Raw genomic sequence first — 18,234 nt, 5'->3', positions numbered from 1 at the left:
CAAGTCCTAGGGGGTGCTGGCAGAGTCGCGTCGGATCAGGCGGGACTTTGCCGACGCTCCCTAGCGGTCGGCCTCGACGTAGATCGTCTCGTCGGTGCGGAACGCGGTGTCGAGGTCGGCGACGTCGGCGCGGACGCCCTGCCGGTAGGCGCAGTGGCGGATCGCGTCGGCCTCGAAGCCGGCCTCGGTGAGGACGTGCCGCAGCTCGTCCAGGTCGTAGATCCACTGGTGGCCGTAGTACCGGAAGATCTGGTTGACCAGGAAGGCCGGGCGCGGCGGCATCGGCGGGCCGAACCCCATGGTGGTGAGGCGCCGGCGGTGCTTGGTGAGGAAGCCGTCGTCGGTCGCGTAGCCGATCAGGTAGCGGGCCAGGTCGGGGGTGGTGACGCGCAGCACGCCGCCGGGGCGCAGCACCCTCCGGGCCTCGCGCAGCCAGCCGATCGCGACCGGCATGGTGACGTGCTCGATCAGGTGCTCGGCGTAGACCCAGTCCACGCTGGCGTCCGCGAAGGGCAGCGGGCGGCCGATGTCGAGCTGGGTGAACCAGCGGTCGCCGTCGACGCGGTAGAGGGTGCCGGGTTCGGTACTGGCGCCGGGGCTGCGCAGGGCGGTCAGGTCGGTCCCGAGGCCTTCCGGGTGGGCCGTCCGGAAGGCGGCGAACTCGATTCCGGTGATGCCGAGTTCGCGGAAGCCCTGGTGGTCCCGCGGGAGGCCGCCGGCGGCCGGTTCGAGCTTCTCGCAGGTGGCGACGTCGGCGCTGAACGCGTCGAGGCGGACGGCGAGGCCGTCCGGGTCGTCCCAGTCCCAGCCGGGGAAGGCGTCCTGGTTCTTCATGTCGTCGGTCTCTCTGTCGGGCGTGCGGTGCTTCGGCCCGGAACTTCGGTCCGGAGCTCGGTGCGGGGCCGCGCGGTGGGGCGGTGGGCCGGGCGCGGGGGATGGGAGGGGCCGCGCGGTGGGGCGGGGGGCCGGGGTCGCGCCGTCAGGCGGTGGGCCGGGGCGCGGGGGCTGTCGGCCAGGGCGCGAGGGCGCTGCGGTCCAGGTCCGCGAGGGTGGGCCGGCCCAGCAGGGCCAGCGTGTGCTCGAGTTCGTCGCGGAGCAGGTCGAGGACGCGGACCACTCCCGCCTCGCCGTCGACGGCGAGCCCCCACAGCACGGGGCGGCCGACCAGGACGGCCCGGGCGCCGAGCGCGAGGGCGACGGCGATGTCGGTGCCGGTGCGGACGCCGCCGTCGAGCAGCACCGGGACCTCCGGCGGAAGCGCCGCGACCACCTCGGGCAGCGCCGCCAGCGCCGGGAGCGCGCCGTCCAGTTGACGGCCGCCGTGGTTGGAGACCACCACGGCGTCCACCCCGTGTTCGGCGGCGAGCCGGGCGTCCTCGGCGGTCAGGATGCCCTTGAGGACCAGCGGGAGGCGGGTGCGGGCCCGCAGCCAGGCCAGGTCGGACCAGGTCAGGCTGGGGTCGAACTGCTCCAGGGCGTGCTCGGCGATGCCCGAGGAGCCCGCGTCGGCGCGGTGGCTGGCGGCCATCAGCGCGGGGTCGAGGTTGACGGCGCGGATGTCCGGCGGAACGGCGAAGCCGTTGCGCAGGTCGCGCAGCCGACGGCCGATCCGGGGCGCGTCCACGGTCAGCATGAGCGCGGCGAAGCCGGCCGCCTCGGCCCGCTCGATCAGGGCGGCGAGCGCGTCGCGCCGGCGCAGCCAGTAGAGCTGCAACCAGAGCGGCCCGGTGGCCGCGGCCGCGATGGACTCCAAGCTGCGGCTGGCGAAGATTCCGGCGACCAGCACCGCGCCGGCCCGGCCGGCTGCCCGGGCGGTCACGGTTTCCCCGCCCGAATGGACCAGCCGGTGGTAGGCCATCGGGGCAATTGCGAGTGGCGTCCGGAGCTCGGTTCCGAGCAGCGGGACGGCGGTCGAGCAGGTCGAGACGTCGACCAGCGTGCGGGGGCGCAGTGCATAGTGACCGAACATTTCCCGGTTGGCCGCCAGGGTGCGTTCGGATCCACTGCCACCCTCGATGAAGTCCCATATTTCCGGTGGTAGTTGGGCGCGCGCCGCGCGCTCCATACCGGCCAGCGTGAGTAGTCCCACGGGCATCCTCGTTCCCGGACGGCCGCGCTCGGACCAGTCCCGCTTCGGCAGCGTAGAAGGTACGGACCAGATTGGTATAGACCTTGATTTGACCAAACGTCTGTGCAAAGGTCTGGCAACGGAATTGACCGTATTGGTTTGAGAACGGCGTCCATGTCAAATCTCCTCTCCGTGGAGTGGCGTTGACCGGCATTTCCCTCCCCGCACTTCCACCCTCCTCACCGCCGCACGCCGACGCCCCGGACGACTGGGTGGCACGGTTCCTGCTGGCCGGCCCCGAGGACGCGGAGTGCCTGCGCTTCGGCACACCCGTCGACCGCGCCACCCTGCGCGCCCTGGTCGACGAGCAGGCCGCACGGCTGACCGCGGCCGGCCTCGGCCCCGGCGGCACCGCGGCGCTGCGACTGCCGCCCTCCCTGGGCTTCGTCGCCGCGCTGCTCGCCTGCTGGCAACTGCGCGCCCAGGTAACCCTGCTGGACCATCGGCTGACCGACCACGAGATCGCCCTGGCGGTCGAACGGCTGACCCCGCAGGTGCTGGTAGGGTCCGAGCACCGGCCCTCGGCGGCGCTGCGCGGCTTCTCCGAGGTCGAGCCGGTGGCCGTCCGGCTACCGGGCGGGCGACCTGCCCGGACCGGCCACGCGCTGGTCCAGCTCAGCTCCGGGTCCACCGGCCCGGCCAAGGTCATCGCCCGTACCGCCGGCGACCTGCTCCGTGAACTCGACTGCTACCGGCGGTTGGCGGACTTCCCCGGCGAGGGCGAGCGGGTGGTGCTGCTCTCCTCGGTGGTGCACGTGCTCGGACTGGTCGGCGGACTGCTGAACAGCCTGTACGCCCACGCACCGCTCACCGTGCCGGAGCGGATGACGGCGGCGGGTATCCTGGCCGCCGTCGGCGACGAGGGGGAACGGCCGACCACCGTGATCGGTGTCCCCTTCCACGCCGAACTGCTGGCCGGTGTGGCCGCGCCCCCGGCGCTGCCACGGCTGCGCCGGATGGTGGTGGCCGGGGAGCTGGTCCGCCCGGGCCTGCCGGCGGCCTTCACCGCCCGGTACGGCGTACCGCTGGGCACCATGTACGGGATGACCGAGCTCGGCGTCATCGCCACCGATCTGGACGGCGCGCTGCACCCGGCGAAGCGTCCCGTGCACGGGATGGAACTGCGCCTGGTGGCAGGCGAGTTGCAGCTGGGCACGGCCGCCTCGCCGTACCCTGGGCTGGACGACCCGACCCGGTGGTCGGACGGCTGGCTGCACACCCGCGACGCCGCGGAGCTGGACCGGGCCACCGGGCTGGTCACCGTGCTGGGCCGGCGGGACTCCCAGGTCTCGATCGGCGGGCTGAAGGTGGACCTCACCGAGGTCGAACTGATCCTGGCCGCCCTGCCCCAGGTCCGCGAGGCCGTCGTGGTCTTCGACGAGGGCGCCATCGAGGCGTACCTCGCCGCCGACCAGGACGCCGACCACGCGCTGGTCCGGGACGGGCTGACCCGGCGGCTCGCCGCCTACAAGCGGCCCCGCCGGCTGTCCTTCCTCCCGCAACTGCCGCGCACCGCCACCGGAAAGCTGCTGCGCGACCCGGCCGCCCTGCGGGCGACCGCCGCCGAACCGCCCCGCTGACCGGCCTCGCCGGGAGGCGCCGGACAGACCCGCCGCACCCGGACCGCCGCGTCCCCGACTCCCCGCCGCTTCTCCCCGCCGCTTGCTTCTCCCCCGACGATCCGCGCGCCGCTGCGCGCGAGTACAGGAGCACACCATGCAGGACCGCATCCGCGAGTTCGTCCTCGCCGCCCTGACCGAGATGCAGTACGACGTCTCCGAGGTCACCGGCGACACCGACCTCGGCCCGGCCGGGCTCGACCTGGAGTCGCTCGCGCTGGCCGACCTCTCGGTCCAGGTCGAGGACGAGTTCGGGATCAAGTTCGACTTCGACGAGATGGAGAGCACCGCGCTGATGACGCTCGACGAGTTCACCGCCGACGTCGCCAAGCGCTTCGCCGCCGTCACCGCCACCTCCGGCAGCCCCGCGTGACCGAGCCCGTCCTCCCCGACCGGGCCGAGGTACTGACGATCCTGGCGGCGTTCGGGCAGCGCGCCGCCGACACCGTCCCCGAGGAACTCGGCTCTCTGGAACTCACTTGGCTGATAGCCGAGTTCGAGCAGCGCTACGGCATCGAGCCGGATCTCGACGACGAACGCTTCGAGGCGATCCGGACGGTGGACGACGCCGTCGAGGTGCTCCGCTCCGCCGTCCTCGCGGCGGCCGCCGGCGCCCCGCCGGAACGGACCGCAGGGGTCGCGCAGTCATGACCGGCCACGCTCCGCCCGCCGTCCGGCCCGTGGTCACCGGAGTCGGCGTGCTCAGCGCGGCCGGCACCGGGCTGGACGCGCTCACCGACGCGGCCGCCCTCGGCAAGACCGCGTTCACCACGGTGACCAGGTTCGACGTCTCCGCGCGCCGGACCACCCGGGCCGCGCTGCTGGCCGAGCCGGTGCCGCTGGCCGACGCCGTCCTCGCCGCCGTGGACCAGGCCTGCCGCCAGGCCGGCCTGCCCGCCGGGCGCGGCGGTGACGGCCCCGACGGCGACGGCCGGGCCGCGGCGGACCGGGAGGGCATGCCCGTCCTGCTCGCGCTGCACAGTGACCTCCACACCCGGGCCGTCACCGCCGCCGTCGCCGCCGGAGCCACCGCCGCCTGGGGGACCGCCGGCGTCACCCGCGTCTACACCGGTGCCTGCGTCGCCGCCGGCACCGCCGTGGCCGACGCCGCCGCCCTGGTGGCCGCCGGCCGCCACCCCCGGGTGCTGGTCGCCGCCGGCCACCTGGTGGAACCGGGCGTCTTCGCCGCCTTCGACGCCGGCCGGGCGCTGGCCCGGGACGGCGAGCTGCGCCCGTTCAGCGCCGGCCGGACCGGCACCCTGCTCGGCGACGCGGCCGCCGCCGTGGTCGTCGAGGCGGAGCCGCGGGCCGAGCTGCGCGGCGCACCCGTGCTCGCCCGGCTGGCCGGCTGGGGCCGGTCCGGGGACGCCCACCACGTCTGCCGCCCGGAGCCGAGCGGCGACGGCGTCGCCCGCGCCGTCGGGGCCGCGCTCGCCCGGGCGGGCCTCGCCCCGGACGAGGTCGGCTACGTCAACGCCAACGGCACCGGTTCGCCGCTGTCCGACCGGGCCGAGGCCAACGCCCTGCACCAGGTGTTCGGCGCGCACGCCGGGCGGCTCCCGGTGAGCTCCAGCAAAGCCGTCCACGGGCACGCCCTGGAGGCCTCCGCCCTGCTCGAACTCGCCGTCACCATCGGAGCGTTGCGCGACGGGCGGCTCCCGGTGAACGCCGGCTGGCTCGGCCCGGACCCGGACGTCGGACTGGACCTCGTGCTGGACGGCCCGCGCGCCGACCGGCCACGCTACGCGCTGACGCTCAACTCCGCCTTCGGCGGTGCCAACACCGCACTCCTGGTGGCGACCCGGTGAGCGCACTGCGCGTCCTCGCCGAAGCCCGCTGGCCGGAGCCGGGCCACCACGAGCCGCTCCCGCCGATCCCCGGCTTCACCGCCTCCTCCTTCAATCCGCTGGTCGCCGAGACCGCCGAGCGCTGCCTGCGCGCCCGGCACGGCAGCGCCCCGGCCCCCGGCCGGACCGCCCTGCTGCTGGCCAGCGCGGGCGGCGACCGCGCCACCGCCCGCGCCATCGACGACGCCGCCGCCTCCGGGGGGCGGGTGCCGCCCCTGCTGTTCTTCCAGTCCAACCCGAACGCCGTGCTCGGACACATCGCCGCCCGCTGGGGCCTGACCGGGCCGGTGGTGTCGATCAGCCCGGCCGACTCCGTACCCGGCCTGGTGCCGCAGGACGCGCTCGACCTGGCGGCGCTGCTCCTCGCGGACGGCGACGCGGACCAGGTGCTCGTCGTCGCCGCCGAGCAGGCGGCGTCCGCCGGGGGAACGGACCGGGCCGCCGCCGTCCTGGTCACGGCCGGCTGACCCACGCCGCCCCGCCACCGCACACCACGCCGCCTCCGTACCCCGCCACCCCGTATCGCCCGCACCGCCATCGAGCGAGCGGCGCACCCGACGCGCCCCGCCGAAGTACGCCCAGCACCATGGGAGGGATTCACCACCGTGAGCATCCGCAGTATCCGCACCCTTCTCGCGGACGACCCCGACGTCGGCGCCGGCAACGTCCTCACCCGCCGGATGGCCCTGGGCCTCGGACTGGACGAACCGCTGCTGGCCTTCGACACCCCGGTGGACGGCCATGCCGCCTGGCAGCCCTTCACGCTGCGCGAACTCGACCGCGCCGTCCGGGCCCGGGCGGCGGCCCTGCACGGCCTCGGCGTCACCCGCCGCGACCCGGTGGTGGTCTACGCGACGGACGTCGCCGACCATGTGCTCTCCTTCCTCGCACTGGCCCGGCTCGGCGCCATCCCGGCGCTGCTGAACCCGAACGTGGACGGGGAGCGCGCCGCCCGCTACATCGCCCGGATCGGCGCCGTCGGCATCCTCGCCGACGCCCCGCACCTCACCGCGCTGGCCGGCCACGACCCGGGCGCCCCGCTGCTCCCGGAGGTCGGCACGCTCGGCTCGGGCGACCCGGACGCCGCCCCCGCCCCCTACCGGCACTGGTCCGACGACCCGGTGGCGATCACGCACTCCTCCGGCACCACCGGGATGCCCAAGGCAGTCGTCCACTCCCACGCGAGCCTGTACGCGGCGATCCGCCACCGCCTGCGACTGCCCCGCCCGCAGGGCCAGGAGCGGATGCTCAGCGCACTGCCCGCGCCGCACGCCGCCACCCTGATCGCGGTGAACCTCGCGCTCAGCTCGCACACCCGGCTCGACCTGCTCTCCCGGCAGGCCGGCGCCGGTGTGCTGGACGCCATCGAGGAGCGCCGGCCCACCGGTGTCATCGGCTTCGCCGCCACCTGGGCCGAGCTGGCCCACCACGACCTGGCGAAGCGCGAGTTGTCGTCGGTCGCGCTCTGGTGGAACACCGGGGACTGCGCCCACGAGGTGCACATCCGCCGGCTGATCGCGGCCGGCAGCCGCGAAGCCGTCACCCGCGAGGGCCGGGTCCGGCTGCCCGGCTCGCTGTTCGTGGACGGCCTCGGCTCCACCGAGATGGGCCACTCGCACTTCTTCATCACCCACGGACCCGGCACCGAACGCTACGGCCGCTGCGTCGGCCGCCCGCACGCCTTCGTCGACTGCGAGCTGGTCGGCCCGGACGGCGAGCCGCTGGGGACGGGCGAGGTCGGCGAACTCGCCACCGCCTCCCCCACCCTGGCACTCGGCTACTGGAACGACTCGGTCAAGACCTTCCGCACCCGGATCCGCGGCCGCTTCCTCACCGGGGACCTCATGTACCGGGACGAGGAGGGCTACTACTACCACGTCGACCGCGCCGTGGACTCAGTGGAACTCGGCGACGGCAAGCGGCTGTTCACCGCGATGTCGGAGGAGCGGGTACTGGCCGCCTGCCCCGACGTGGCGGACTGCACGGTGGTCGCCGTCCGGGACGGCGACCAGGTGGTCACCGACGTCCTGCTGATCCTGACCGCGGACGCGGATCCGACGGCCGACCGCACCAAGGCGGTCACCGCGGCCCTCGACGAGGCCGCGGCGGCCACCGTCCGCCAGGTCCTGGTGGTGGCGGGCGACGACATCCCGCTCGGGCCGACCGGTAAGGTCCGCAAGGTGCTGCTGCGCCGCCGCTACCTCGACTCGGTGGCCGCCCGATGAGCGCGGCCACCGCCCGCCCGGGCGCCGTGGTCACCGGGATCGGCCTGGTCACACCGGTCGGCCGAAAGCCGGCCGAGGTCTTCGAGGCGCTCACCGCCGGCCGCTCCGGCATCCGCGCGCTGCCCGAGGGCCACGCCGCGCACGGCTGGCTCACCGCCGCCGGCCTGGCACCCGCCGTCGAGGGCCGCGAGGTGCTGCCGCCCACCGAGACCAGGTGCGTGGACCGGTTCGTGCTGCTCGCCCTCGCCGCCGCCGACGACGCGCTCGCCGACGCCGGCCTGGTGGTCGGCCGGGACGCCGACCCGCACCGCACCGCCGTGGTACTGGCCACCGGCGGCGGCGGGCTGGAGACCTTCGAGCAGCAGTCGCACCGCCGACTGGAGCGCGGCCGGCCCGGCGTCAGCCCGTACCTGCTGCCCGGCATGCTCTCCAACATGGCCACCGCCCGGATCGCCATCAAACACGGTATCCGGGGCTTCAGTTCGGCCATCGTGACGGCCTGTGCGGCCGGCGCCCAGGCCGTCGCCGAGGGGCTGCGGCTGATCCGGGCCGGCGACGCCGACGTGGTGGTCTGCGGCGGCAGCGAGTCCTCGCTGCACCCGACGATCGCCGCCGCCTTCACCAACGCCCGTGCACTGTCGGCCGGCTGGGACGATCCGACCGAGGCCAGCCGGCCGTTCGACGCCCGCCGCAACGGCTTCGTCCTCGGCGAGGGCAGCGCCGTCCTCGTCCTGGAGCGGGCCGAGCACGCGGACGCCCGCGGCGCGGCCGGGTACGCCGACCTCACCGGCTGGGGCGCCTCGACGGACGCCCACCACCCGACCATGCCACGACCGGACGGCTCGGGCGCGGCCGACGCGATGCGCGCCGCGATCGCCAACGCGGGTCTGGCGCCGTCCGACATCGGCTACGTCAACGCGCACGGCACCGGCACCAAACTGGGCGATGTCGCCGAGACCGCCGCCCTGCGGGCGGTCTTCGGCGAGCACGGTCCGGCGGTCAGCTCCACCAAGGGCGCGACCGGCCATCTCCTGGGCGCCGCAGGGGCGTTGGAGGCAGTGGTAACCGCGCTCGCGGTCGCCCGGGGGACGCTGCCACCGACGCTCAACCTGACCGATCCCGATCCGGCCTGCGCGCTCGACCACGTGCGCGGCGCGGCCCGGTCCGTACCGCCGGGCGCCGCGCTGAGCAACGCGTTCGCCTTCGGCGGGCACAACCTCAGCCTGGTCTTCGGCCCGGCGTCCACCCGGTCCGTCAAGTAACCGACCGGGCACCGGGGTCGCACCCCGGCCTGCCCCGGGGCACCCGTCGGAGCCGACCCGGCCCGGCGCGGCGCCCCGGCCACCCATCATTCGCCACCCCCGGGGAGCACCCGTTGTCCATCCAGTCCATCACCCATGTCGAGTTCCACTGCGCGGACGCCGACAAGACCGCGGCCGGCCTCCGTGCCGACTTCGGCTTCGTGCCCGATGAACGCACGCCCGACGCCCACACGCCCGACGCCCGCACGCCCGATGCCCGGACGTCGGCGGAGCAGGCGCCCGGGGAGCCGGCTGCCGGGCCGGACGGCGTACGCACCGTCCGGCTGCGCCAGGGCGACATCCGGCTGCACCTCGTCTCCGCCGCCGACCCCGCCCACCCGGTCGCCCGGTTCGTCGCCGTGCACGGCGACGGCGTCGGGGTGATCGCGCTCGGCTGCACCGACCCTCAGGCCTCGCTGGAGCGAGCCGAGCGGCACGGCGCCCGCGTCCTGGACCGGGCCGGCGGCCTGGTGGCGGGCTTCGGCGACGTCGCCCTGCGGTTCGTCCCCGACACCGCCGCCGGGGCGGCCTCCGGCCCGGCCGCGGAGGCCGCCCCCGGCGCCCTGCTGGACGCCCTCGACCACGCCGCGATCTGCGTCCCGGCCGGCGAACTCGCCCCCGCCGTGCGGTTCTGCGAGGCCGCGCTCGGCCTCCACCGGATCTTCGGCGAGTACATCGAGGTCGGCGAGCAGGCGATGGACTCCAGCGTGGTGCAGAGCGCCTCCGGCGAGGTCACCTTCACCCTGATCGAGCCCGACACCTCCCGCCGGCCCGGCCAGATCGACACCTTCCTGGCCGACAACGAGGGCGCGGGCGTCCAGCACCTGGCCTTCCGCACCGGCGACATCGCCACCGCCGTGCGCACCATCCGCGACCGCGGGGTGGAGTTCCTCACCACTCCGGGCGCCTACTACGACGCGCTGGCCGAGCGGCTCGGCGGAACGGCCATCCCGGTCGACACGCTGCGCGAACTCGACGTGCTGGTCGACCAGGACCACGGCGGGCAGCTCTTCCAGATCTTCCTGCGCTCGACCCACCCGCGCCGGACCTACTTCCTGGAACTGATCGAGCGCCAGGGTGCGGGCACCTTCGGCACCGCGAACATCAAGGCCCTGTACGAGGCCGTCGAGCGGACGAACGCCACCGCCTCCGTCTGAGCAACCCCCGCCCCGCAGAAGGAGGCCCCCGCATGACCACCGCACCCGAGTTCCGGCTCACCGAGGCCGAGCGCGCACTGCTGCCCACCCCCGAGGAGGTGGCGGGCTACCTCGAACACGGCTGGTACCTCTCCCGCCGGCTGTTCAGCGACGAGGAGCTGGACACCCTGCAGGCCGCCACGGAGAAGTACTACGAGGGCCACCGCGACCGCGAACTCGCCGTCCGCCCGCCGAACCTCGCCGCCTGGACGCCGGAGCACGGCCCGGTCCAGCGGCACAACGACTACGTGCACTACGAGAGCGACGCCATCGGCGCGATCCTGCGCAAGCCGCTGCTGGGCGCCGTCGCCGCGCTGCTGGCCGAGGCCGAGGAGATCCGGGTCTTCCAGGCGACGCTGATCTACAAGCCGCCGGTGCCCGAGGAGCCGACCAACCAGGTGCCCTGGCACTTCGACAAGCACTACTGGCAGACGTCCAGCTCCGACCGGATGCTCACGGCCTTCCTGCCGTTCCACGACTGCGGGGTGGAGAACGGCACGATCACCATGATCGACGGCAGCCACCGCTGGCGCGAGCTGGACTCCGGCGAGGACTCCACCCGGCACTTCGCCCACCGCGACCGCTCCGAACTGGAGTCGATCCTGGCCGCCAACGCGCACCACAACGGGCAGCAGGTGCGCAAGGTCCCGATCGAGATCCCGCGCGGGCACGTCAGCTTCCACCACTGCCGGACCTACCACGGCAGCGGTGCCAACCTGTCCGACGCACCGCGCCGCGCCGTCTCGCTGCACCTCCAGGACGGCGGGAACGAGTACCGCCACCACCTCAGGCCGGACGGCGGCACGGTGGTCTACAACCACGACGTGGTGGTCCGCCGCACCGCCGACGGCCGGCCGGACTACGCCGACCCGGACATCTGCCCGACCCTCTGGCGGGGCACCCCGTGACGGCGGTCGGCGGCACCGCCACCACGGCGGCCCCGGCGGGCCCGGTCCCCCGGCCGGGCGCCGCCGGGCCCGCGCCGCTGGGCACCCCCGAGCAGCGGTACCGGATGCTGCGGCTGATCCGCGGCTTCGAGGAGCAGGCGCTCACCCTGGTGAAGTCCGGGGTGATCACCGGCGGCATCCACCCCTACATCGGCCAGGAGGCCGTGGCGGTCGGCGTCTGCGCCGCGCTGGGCCCGGGCGACCGGCTCACCTCCACCCACCGCGGGCACGGCCACGTGCTCGCCCGGGGTGTCGACCCCCGTCGGCTGCTCGCCGAACTGGCCGGCCGGGTCGACGGGTTGAACCGGGGCCGGGGCGGCTCCATGCACGCCGCCGACCTCTCGCTGGGCATCCTGGGCGCCAACGGCATCGTCGGCGCCGGTGCGCCGATCGCGGTCGGCGCCGCCTGGGCGGCCCGGCAGGCCGGCGACGACCGGGTGGCGGTCTCCTTCTTCGGTGACGGCGCGCTCAACCAGGGCGTCCTGCTGGAGTCGTTCAACCTGGCCGCGATGTGGCGGCTGCCGGTGGTCTTCGTCTGCGAGAACAACGGCTACGCCACCACCCTGCCGGCCGCCACCGCGGTCGCGGGCAGCGCGGTCGGCCGGGCGGCCGCCTTCGGCATACCCGCCGTCACCGTCGACGGGATGGACACCGAGGCCGTCCGGGCCGCGGCCGAGGAGGCCGTCGCCCGGGCCCGGTCCGGCGGCGGCCCGGGCTTCCTGGAGTGCCGCACCTACCGCTTCGAGGGCCACCACACCATGGAACGCCGGATGAAGCTGCGCTACCGCACGCCGGAGGAGGTGGCCGACTGGCGGGCCCGCGACCCGCTGCCGCGCGCCGCGGCCGCGATCGGCGAGGTACGCGCCGCCGAGCTCGACGCCTCGGTGGCGGCCGAGCTGGCGGCCGCCGAGCAGTTCGCGCTCGCCTCCGAACTGCCCGACCTGGAGGGCGCGTTGGACTATCTGTACGCCGACGGACGGCGGCCGCGGGCGGGAGCGACGGGATGACCAGACTCTCCTACACCAAGGCGCTGAACCGGGCACTGGCCGACGAGTTGGCCGAGGACCCCGCGGTCTGCGTGTTCGGCGAGGACATCGGCGCCGGCCTGGCCGGTCCGACCCTCGGACTGCTCGACCGCTTCGGGCCCGGGCGGATCGTCGACACCCCGCTCTCCGAACAGGCCTTCACGGCGATGGCGATCGGCGCGGCGCTGAGCGGCCGACGGCCGGTGATCGAGTTCCAGATCCCCTCGCTGCTGTTCCTCGTCTTCGAGCAACTCGTCAACCAGGCGCACAAGTTCTCCCTGATGACCGGCGGCCAGGCCAGTGTCCCGCTGACCTGCGTGGTCCCCGGATCCGGCTCCCGGGACGGCTGGGCGGGCCAGCACTCCGACCATCCCTACAGCCTGTTCGCGCACGCCGGGGTGAAGACGGTGGTGCCCGCCACGCCGACCGACGCGTACGGCCTGCTCCGCTCGGCCGTGCGCGACCCGGACCCGGTGGTGGTGTTCGCGCCGGCCGCCGCGCTGGCCGTGCGCGAGACCGTCACCTGGGCGCTGGAGCCGATCCCGCTCGGCTCGGCGCGCGTCCACCGCACCGGCACCGACGTCACCCTGGTCGCCGTCGGCCACCTGGTGCACGACGCGCTGGCGGTCGCGGAGGAGCTCGCCGACGAGATCTCGGTCGAGGTGCTCGACCCCCGTACGCTGCACCCCTTCGACTGGACGGCGCTGGCCGCCTCGTTGGAGCGCACCGGCCGGCTGGTGGTCGTCGACGACTCCAACCGCAGCTGCGGCATCGGCGCCGAGGTGCTGGCCACCGCCGCCGAGGAGATGCGGCTGATCGCCCCGCCCCGCCGCGTCACCCGCCCCGACGGCGCCGTCCTGCCGTTCGCCCCCGCCCTCGACCGCGCCCTCCAGCCCGGCCGGGAGCAGCTGCGGCACGCGCTGCGCGCCGTCATGAAGTAACCCGAGGGTGCGCGCCCCCTGTCCGGCGCGCACCCCTCGTGGCAGAATCCCGTTCCCCCGTGAAGGAGCTCCACATGTCCACCAGCCGTTACCACTGGGACCGTTCGCACCCCGGCCTGACCGGTCTCCAGGAGGCCATCGACCCGCTGCGCCGCGAGGTCGTCGGCCACACCGTCTACGGCGGACTGACCAGCATCGGACACGTGCGCACCTTCCTGGACCGGCACGTCTTCGCCGTGTGGGACTTCATGTCGCTGCTGAAGAGCCTGCAGCGCGAGCTGACCTGCGTCGACGTGCCGTGGGTCCCGAACGGCCCGACCGCCAGCCGCCGGCTGATCAACGACATCGTGCTGGTGGAGGAGAGCGACGAGCTCGGCGAGGGCTTCACCAGCCACTTCGAGCTGTACGTCGAGGGCATGCGGCAGGCCGGCGCCGACCCGGCACCGGTCGAGGCCTTCCTGGAGCTGCTGCGCGCGGGCACCCCGGTGCCCGAGGCGCTGAAGACCGCCGGGGTGCCGCAGGCCGCCGTGGACTTCACCGCGACCACCTGGGAGATCATCGAGAACGCGCCGGTGCACTGCCGCGCGGCCGCGTTCGCCTTCGGCCGCGAGGACCTCATCCCCGACATGTTCGCCCAGGTCATCAGCATCGACGACCCGGACGGCGCGCTCACCGTGTTCAAGGACTACCTGGCCCGGCACATCGAGGTGGACGGCGAGCAGCACACCCCGATGGCGATGCAGATGCTGATCGACCTCTGCGGCGACGACGACGCCAAGTGGGCGGCCTGCGCGGAGACCGTCCGGCTCGCGCTCAGCGCCCGGGTGCGGCTCTGGACGGCGATCGAGGAGGCCTTCCCGGCCTGACCGGCACCGGGACGGTACCGGAGGGCACGGGAGGGCACGGGAGGGCACGCACCGCCTTGGTGCCCTCCGGGCCTCCGGAGCCCCGGACCGACGCGAGGGGGTGGGCCCGACGGCCCACCCCCTCGTCGGCGTCGCCGTTACGCGGCGGCCCGACCCGCTCAGAGCACCTTCGCGAGGGTGGTGGCCAGCTCGGGCAGCACGTCGGCCGGGTCGCGGTGGCGGTGCAGTGCTGCCCGCCCCTCGGCGCTGCGCAGCCGGGCGGCCAACCGGGCCGGGAGCACCGCCGTGGTGAGCGCTCCGGCCCCGTGGAACCCCTCCACCGTCCAGGAGACCCACGGCAGCGGATAGTTGGCGGCCGGACTGAAGAACACCGGCCGGTAACCCTGGAAGGCGATCCGGTAGGCGCCGAACCGGCTCCAGTTGGAGAAGCTGAACCGGCGGTGCTCCGGGTCGAAGCCGAGCGGCACACAGTCGCGCAGCCGGGACCGCCCGATCGCCTCCAGGAAGGCCAGATTGGAGCGGAGGTTGAGGTGCCCGTCGGCGAACCCCTCCAGCGCCTCGCGCAGGGCGGCCGCGAGGGCCGCCGGGCCGTCCTGCGCCGCGTGGGGCAGGTGGACGTCCCCCAGCAGGTTGCCGACCAGGGTCGGCGGCAGACCGAGCGGGCGGCGTGCGTTGACCGGGACGGTGAGCCAGCGGGTCTCGCCGTCCTCGTCCAACTCCCGCACCGTACTGACGACATGGGCGCAGAGCACGTCGCCGGAGGAGAGTCTTCGCCCTGCTGTCGCGCTGAACTCCTCGCGCATCCGGGCGAGTTCGGCCTCGCCGAAGTACAGCTGGACGGTCCGGTTGGCGCGCGGCCCGGCCGCCACCGCAGCGGCCAGCACGGCGGCCTCGGCCGGGCCGGGCAGTCGGAACCCGGGCCGCCCGCAGTCCTCGGCGGGCAGCACCTTGCCGAGCAACGCGTCCTGGTCCTCGACCAGTTCGGCCTCGGGCAGCTCCTCGCCCTCCACTGCGGCGGACCAGGCCCGCATCAGCAGCATGAAGCTCTGCAGGTCACCGATCGCGTGGTGCCAGGAGCAGCCCAGCACCGTGCCGCCGGCCGAGGGCCGGGTGATCCGGACGGTGAGCAGCGGGACGCCGCCGGCCCGGGCGGCTGGGGCGTCCACCGGGTCGACCAGCGCGGCGCCGGCCGAGGTGACCCGGCCCATCGCCTCCGCCAGCGTGCCGTCGACGTCGTAACTGTCCATCGGTACACCGGAGTCGTCGCAGACGGCGGTCAGTTCGTCGCCGTCGGTGCGCAGCCGCCCGGCGAACGCCGGGACCTGCGCCAGTGCCCGGGCGAGGCCGGCGGCGAGCCGGTCCTCGTCCAGGGTCTGTTCGAAGAAGAGGACCACCGAGACCGAGAGGTCGGCCAGCATGGTGTCCATCAGCCCGCAGCGCAGGCGGGTCCCCGGGGCCCGGCCGGCCCGGACCAGCCGGGAATCGCGCAACTGCGGCCAGAGACTCATCGGTCCATCCAGGGGCTCGCGGGGGGCCGCCCGGAGCGCTCCGGGCGGCGGGCAGACGCTCCGGACGGCGTGGCAGACGCTCCGGACGATGGGGCAAACGATAGGGCAGCGGTCCGCTTCCGATCCAGTGGTCCAGTCCAATTGACTCGGGCTGGTCAAGGGCGGGAGCGCCCCCGGAGCCCCGCCGGGAACGCCGGGCCGCCCCGGCCGGACTAGAATCCGAACCATGGGAGAGCGCGCAGGCGCGCCCGTCGCGCCGCCTCTGGTCCTCGTCACCGACCGGGACTCGCAGCTGATCGATCCCGGCCGGTCGTACCACGTCGGCCGCGACCCGACCAGCGAGATCGTCATCGACGACCCGCGGGTCTCCTGGCACCACGCCGTCCTGCACACCAGTGACGGCCACTGGCTGCTGGACGACGTCGGCAGCACCAACGGCACCTTCACCGACGGCCGCCGGATCGACCACCAGGACGTCGGCCCCGGCACCCGGCTACGGTTCGGCAACCCCGCCGACGGCCCCTCCGCGACCTTCGCCGGGCTGCCCGCGCCGGCCGGCCGCGAGCGGCCGTCGCTGATCGCCCCGCAGGCCTCCGGCGTCTTCCGGCAGCCCAGCGCGATCATCCGGCTCCCGGGCCGGACGGTGCGGATCGGCCGGGCCGACGACAACGACCTCGTCCTGGACGACCTGGTGGTCTCGCGCCACCACGCCGAGCTGCGCACCCTCCCCGACGGCGGGCACGAGATCGTCGACCTCGCCAGCCACAACGGCACCTACCTCAACGGCCGCCCGGTGGTCCGGGCCCCGGTCGGGCCGGCCGACATCGTCGGCATCGGCCACTTCGCGCTCTGCCTGTCCGGCGACGAGCTGGTCGAGTACACCGACACCGGCGAGATCTCGCTGGACGTCCAGGGCCTGGTGGTCCGGGTCGGCCCCGACCGCCGGGTGCTGCTGGACGGCGTCGGCTTCCCGCTCGCCGAGAAGGCCCTGCTCGCGGTGGCCGGGCCCAGCGGCGCCGGCAAGTCCACCCTGCTCAACGCCCTCACCGGGCTGCGCCCGGCCGACGAGGGCACCGTCCTCTACGACGGCCGCGACCTGTACCGCGACTACGCCGAACTGCGCCGCCGGATCGGCCTGGTGCCGCAGGACGACATCCTGCACACCCAGCTCACCGTCCGCCGCGCGCTCTCCTACGCGGCCGAACTGCGCTTCCCCGGGGACACCACCAAGGCGGAGCGCGAGGCCCGGGTCGACGAGGTGATCCACGAACTCGGCCTGGACAGCCGGGCCGACCTGGTGATCTCCAGCCTCTCCGGCGGCCAGCGCAAGCGCGTCAGCGTCGCCCTGGAGCTGCTGACCAAGCCCTCCCTGCTCTTCCTCGACGAGCCGACCTCCGGGCTGGACCCGGGCATGGAACGCTCGGTGATGACGATGCTGCGCGGCCTCGCCGACGACGGCCGCACCGTCGTGGTGGTCACCCACAGCGTCCTGAGCCTGTCCGTCTGCGACCGGCTGCTGGTGCTGGCCCCGGGCGGGCGGACCGCCTACTACGGGCCGCCCGGCGAGGCCCTGGAGTTCTTCGGCTACTCCGAGTGGCCCGAGGCCTTCGAGGCCTTCGAGAGCGAGGACCACGCCGCCTGGCAGCGCAGGTTCCTGGCGTCCCCGCAGTACCAGCGGTACGTCGCCGCCGGCGCGGTGCCGGGCGTCCCCGCCGGGCGCCCGGCCGCGGTCGGCGGCAACCCGATCGGACGGGAGAAGCCGCAGGGCTGGTTCTCCCAGCTGGGCACCCTGGTCCGCCGCTACACCGCGGTGCTGGCCGCCGACCGGCTCTTCCTCACCGTGATGATCGCCCTGCCGTTCATCATCGGCGTGATGTGCCGGGCGATGGCCGGCTCCCGGATCTCCCCCGACAACGCCATCAACGTGGTGCTCACCCTGTGCATCGGCGGGCTGCTCACCGGCTCCGCCAACGCGGTGCGCGAGATCGTCAAGGAACGGCCGATCTACCAGCGGGAACGGGTGGTCGGGCTCTCCAGATCGGCGTACCTGGTCTCCAAGGTGGTGGTGCTCGGCACCGTCACGGTGGCCCAGGCGGCCGTGCTGACCACGGTCGGCCTGGCCGGGGTGGACCTCAGCCCGACGCTGCCCAACGGGGTGACGGTGCACAGCGGCGTCGTGCTGCCGGCGCTCCCCGAGCTGATCCTGGCCGTCGCGATGCTCTCCTTCTCGGCCATGATGCTCGGCCTGCTGGTCTCCGCGCTGGTCCGCAAGGAGGAGGCCACCATGCCGATGCTGGTGCTCCTCTCGGTGGTGCAGATCGTCTTCAGCGGCGCCATGCTGAAGCTGCACGGGGTGCCCGGCCTGGAGCAGTTCGCCTGGCTGGTGCCGTCGCGCTGGGGTCTGGCCGCCATGGCCCAGACCGTCGACCTGCACACGGTCTTCCCGACCGCGATCACCGCGGACCCGCTGTTCCGCCCCGACCGCACCCGCTGGCTGCGGTGCCTGGGCATCCTGGTGGGCCTCTCGGTGGTGCTGGGCGGCGCCGTGCTGGCACTGCTGCGCCGGCAGGAGCCCTCGATCATGCGGAAGTGATCGGATGCGCGCGACCGGGACGCGGATGTGCAGGACGC

16 protein-coding genes are annotated in these 18,234 nt (G+C 74.5%); 13 read left to right on the top strand and 3 right to left on the bottom strand.

Going from position 1 to position 18,234, the window contains the following annotated elements:
* Positions 1-60: 60 nt before the first annotated feature.
* A complete protein-coding gene (locus tag ABZ495_RS06125; RefSeq protein ID WP_359834644.1) occupies positions 61-834 on the bottom strand; it encodes a methyltransferase domain-containing protein in 774 nt (257 codons plus the stop codon).
* A gap of 145 nt (positions 835-979) precedes the next feature.
* Positions 980-2,089, bottom strand: coding sequence for an alpha-hydroxy acid oxidase (locus tag ABZ495_RS06120; RefSeq protein WP_359834643.1), 1,110 nt, complete (start codon positions 2,087-2,089; stop codon positions 980-982).
* A gap of 182 nt (positions 2,090-2,271) precedes the next feature.
* Between ABZ495_RS06120 and ABZ495_RS06115 the strand changes: the two genes are divergently transcribed.
* The 12 genes from ABZ495_RS06115 to ABZ495_RS06060 all read left to right on the top strand — a co-directional run bounded on the left by ABZ495_RS06115 (position 2,272) and on the right by ABZ495_RS06060 (position 14,095).
* The gene (locus ABZ495_RS06115; protein ID WP_359834641.1) at positions 2,272-3,708 is read left to right on the top strand and encodes a long-chain fatty acid--CoA ligase; all 1,437 of its coding nucleotides are present in this window, start codon (positions 2,272-2,274) and stop codon (positions 3,706-3,708) included.
* Positions 3,709-3,844: 136 nt separating this feature from the next.
* On the top strand, positions 3,845-4,120 hold the full coding sequence (locus tag ABZ495_RS06110; RefSeq protein ID WP_329491299.1) for an acyl carrier protein: 276 nt from the start codon (positions 3,845-3,847) through the stop codon (positions 4,118-4,120).
* A complete protein-coding gene (locus tag ABZ495_RS06105; RefSeq protein ID WP_329491298.1) occupies positions 4,117-4,398 on the top strand; it encodes an acyl carrier protein in 282 nt (93 codons plus the stop codon). The genes ABZ495_RS06110 and ABZ495_RS06105 overlap by 4 nt, the downstream gene beginning before the upstream one ends.
* The gene (locus ABZ495_RS06100; protein WP_359807075.1) at positions 4,395-5,555 is read left to right on the top strand and encodes a beta-ketoacyl synthase N-terminal-like domain-containing protein; all 1,161 of its coding nucleotides are present in this window, start codon (positions 4,395-4,397) and stop codon (positions 5,553-5,555) included. The genes ABZ495_RS06105 and ABZ495_RS06100 overlap by 4 nt, the downstream gene beginning before the upstream one ends.
* Positions 5,552-6,061, top strand: coding sequence for a beta-ketoacyl synthase N-terminal-like domain-containing protein (locus tag ABZ495_RS06095; RefSeq protein WP_359807072.1), 510 nt, complete (start codon positions 5,552-5,554; stop codon positions 6,059-6,061). Before ABZ495_RS06100 ends, ABZ495_RS06095 begins: the two co-directional genes overlap by 4 nt.
* Positions 6,062-6,199: 138 nt before the next feature.
* Positions 6,200-7,819 (top strand): class I adenylate-forming enzyme family protein, encoded by a 1,620-nt coding sequence (locus ABZ495_RS06090; RefSeq protein WP_359834639.1) that lies wholly within the window; start codon positions 6,200-6,202, stop codon positions 7,817-7,819.
* Positions 7,816-9,081, top strand: coding sequence for a beta-ketoacyl-[acyl-carrier-protein] synthase family protein (locus ABZ495_RS06085; RefSeq protein WP_329491294.1), 1,266 nt, complete (start codon positions 7,816-7,818; stop codon positions 9,079-9,081). The genes ABZ495_RS06090 and ABZ495_RS06085 overlap by 4 nt, the downstream gene beginning before the upstream one ends.
* Positions 9,082-9,194: 113 nt before the next feature.
* The gene (gene hppD / locus ABZ495_RS06080; RefSeq protein ID WP_359834637.1) at positions 9,195-10,277 is read left to right on the top strand and encodes a 4-hydroxyphenylpyruvate dioxygenase; all 1,083 of its coding nucleotides are present in this window, start codon (positions 9,195-9,197) and stop codon (positions 10,275-10,277) included.
* 32 nt (positions 10,278-10,309) lie between these two features.
* Positions 10,310-11,224: a phytanoyl-CoA dioxygenase family protein gene (locus tag ABZ495_RS06075; protein ID WP_329491292.1), complete on the top strand. Its 915-nt coding sequence runs from the start codon at positions 10,310-10,312 to the stop codon at positions 11,222-11,224.
* Positions 11,221-12,270, top strand: coding sequence for a thiamine pyrophosphate-dependent dehydrogenase E1 component subunit alpha (locus tag ABZ495_RS06070; protein ID WP_359834635.1), 1,050 nt, complete (start codon positions 11,221-11,223; stop codon positions 12,268-12,270). Before ABZ495_RS06075 ends, ABZ495_RS06070 begins: the two co-directional genes overlap by 4 nt.
* Positions 12,267-13,229: a transketolase C-terminal domain-containing protein gene (locus tag ABZ495_RS06065; RefSeq protein ID WP_359807060.1), complete on the top strand. Its 963-nt coding sequence runs from the start codon at positions 12,267-12,269 to the stop codon at positions 13,227-13,229. Before ABZ495_RS06070 ends, ABZ495_RS06065 begins: the two co-directional genes overlap by 4 nt.
* 74 nt (positions 13,230-13,303) lie before the next feature.
* Complete coding sequence (locus ABZ495_RS06060) at positions 13,304-14,095, top strand: DUF3050 domain-containing protein (RefSeq protein WP_329491289.1); 792 nt, start codon at positions 13,304-13,306, stop codon at positions 14,093-14,095.
* 158 nt (positions 14,096-14,253) lie between these two features.
* Here ABZ495_RS06060 and ABZ495_RS06055 read toward each other — a convergent pair whose 3' ends face one another.
* Positions 14,254-15,603 carry an acyltransferase gene (locus tag ABZ495_RS06055; RefSeq protein WP_359807057.1) on the bottom strand — a complete coding sequence of 450 codons (1,350 nt, stop codon included), beginning with the start codon at positions 15,601-15,603 and terminating at the stop codon, positions 14,254-14,256.
* A gap of 226 nt (positions 15,604-15,829) precedes the next feature.
* Between ABZ495_RS06055 and ABZ495_RS06050 the strand changes: the two genes are divergently transcribed.
* A complete protein-coding gene (locus ABZ495_RS06050; protein ID WP_359807055.1) occupies positions 15,830-18,196 on the top strand; it encodes an FHA domain-containing protein in 2,367 nt (788 codons plus the stop codon).
* The last annotated feature ends 38 nt before the right edge of the window (positions 18,197-18,234 follow it).

The sequence above is a fragment of the Kitasatospora sp. NPDC005748 genome, from assembly GCF_040630735.1.
Classification (GTDB): domain Bacteria; phylum Actinomycetota; class Actinomycetes; order Streptomycetales; family Streptomycetaceae; genus Kitasatospora.
Note: the sequence above shows the minus strand (reverse complement) of the source record. Positions and strands in the feature narration are given on the sequence as shown.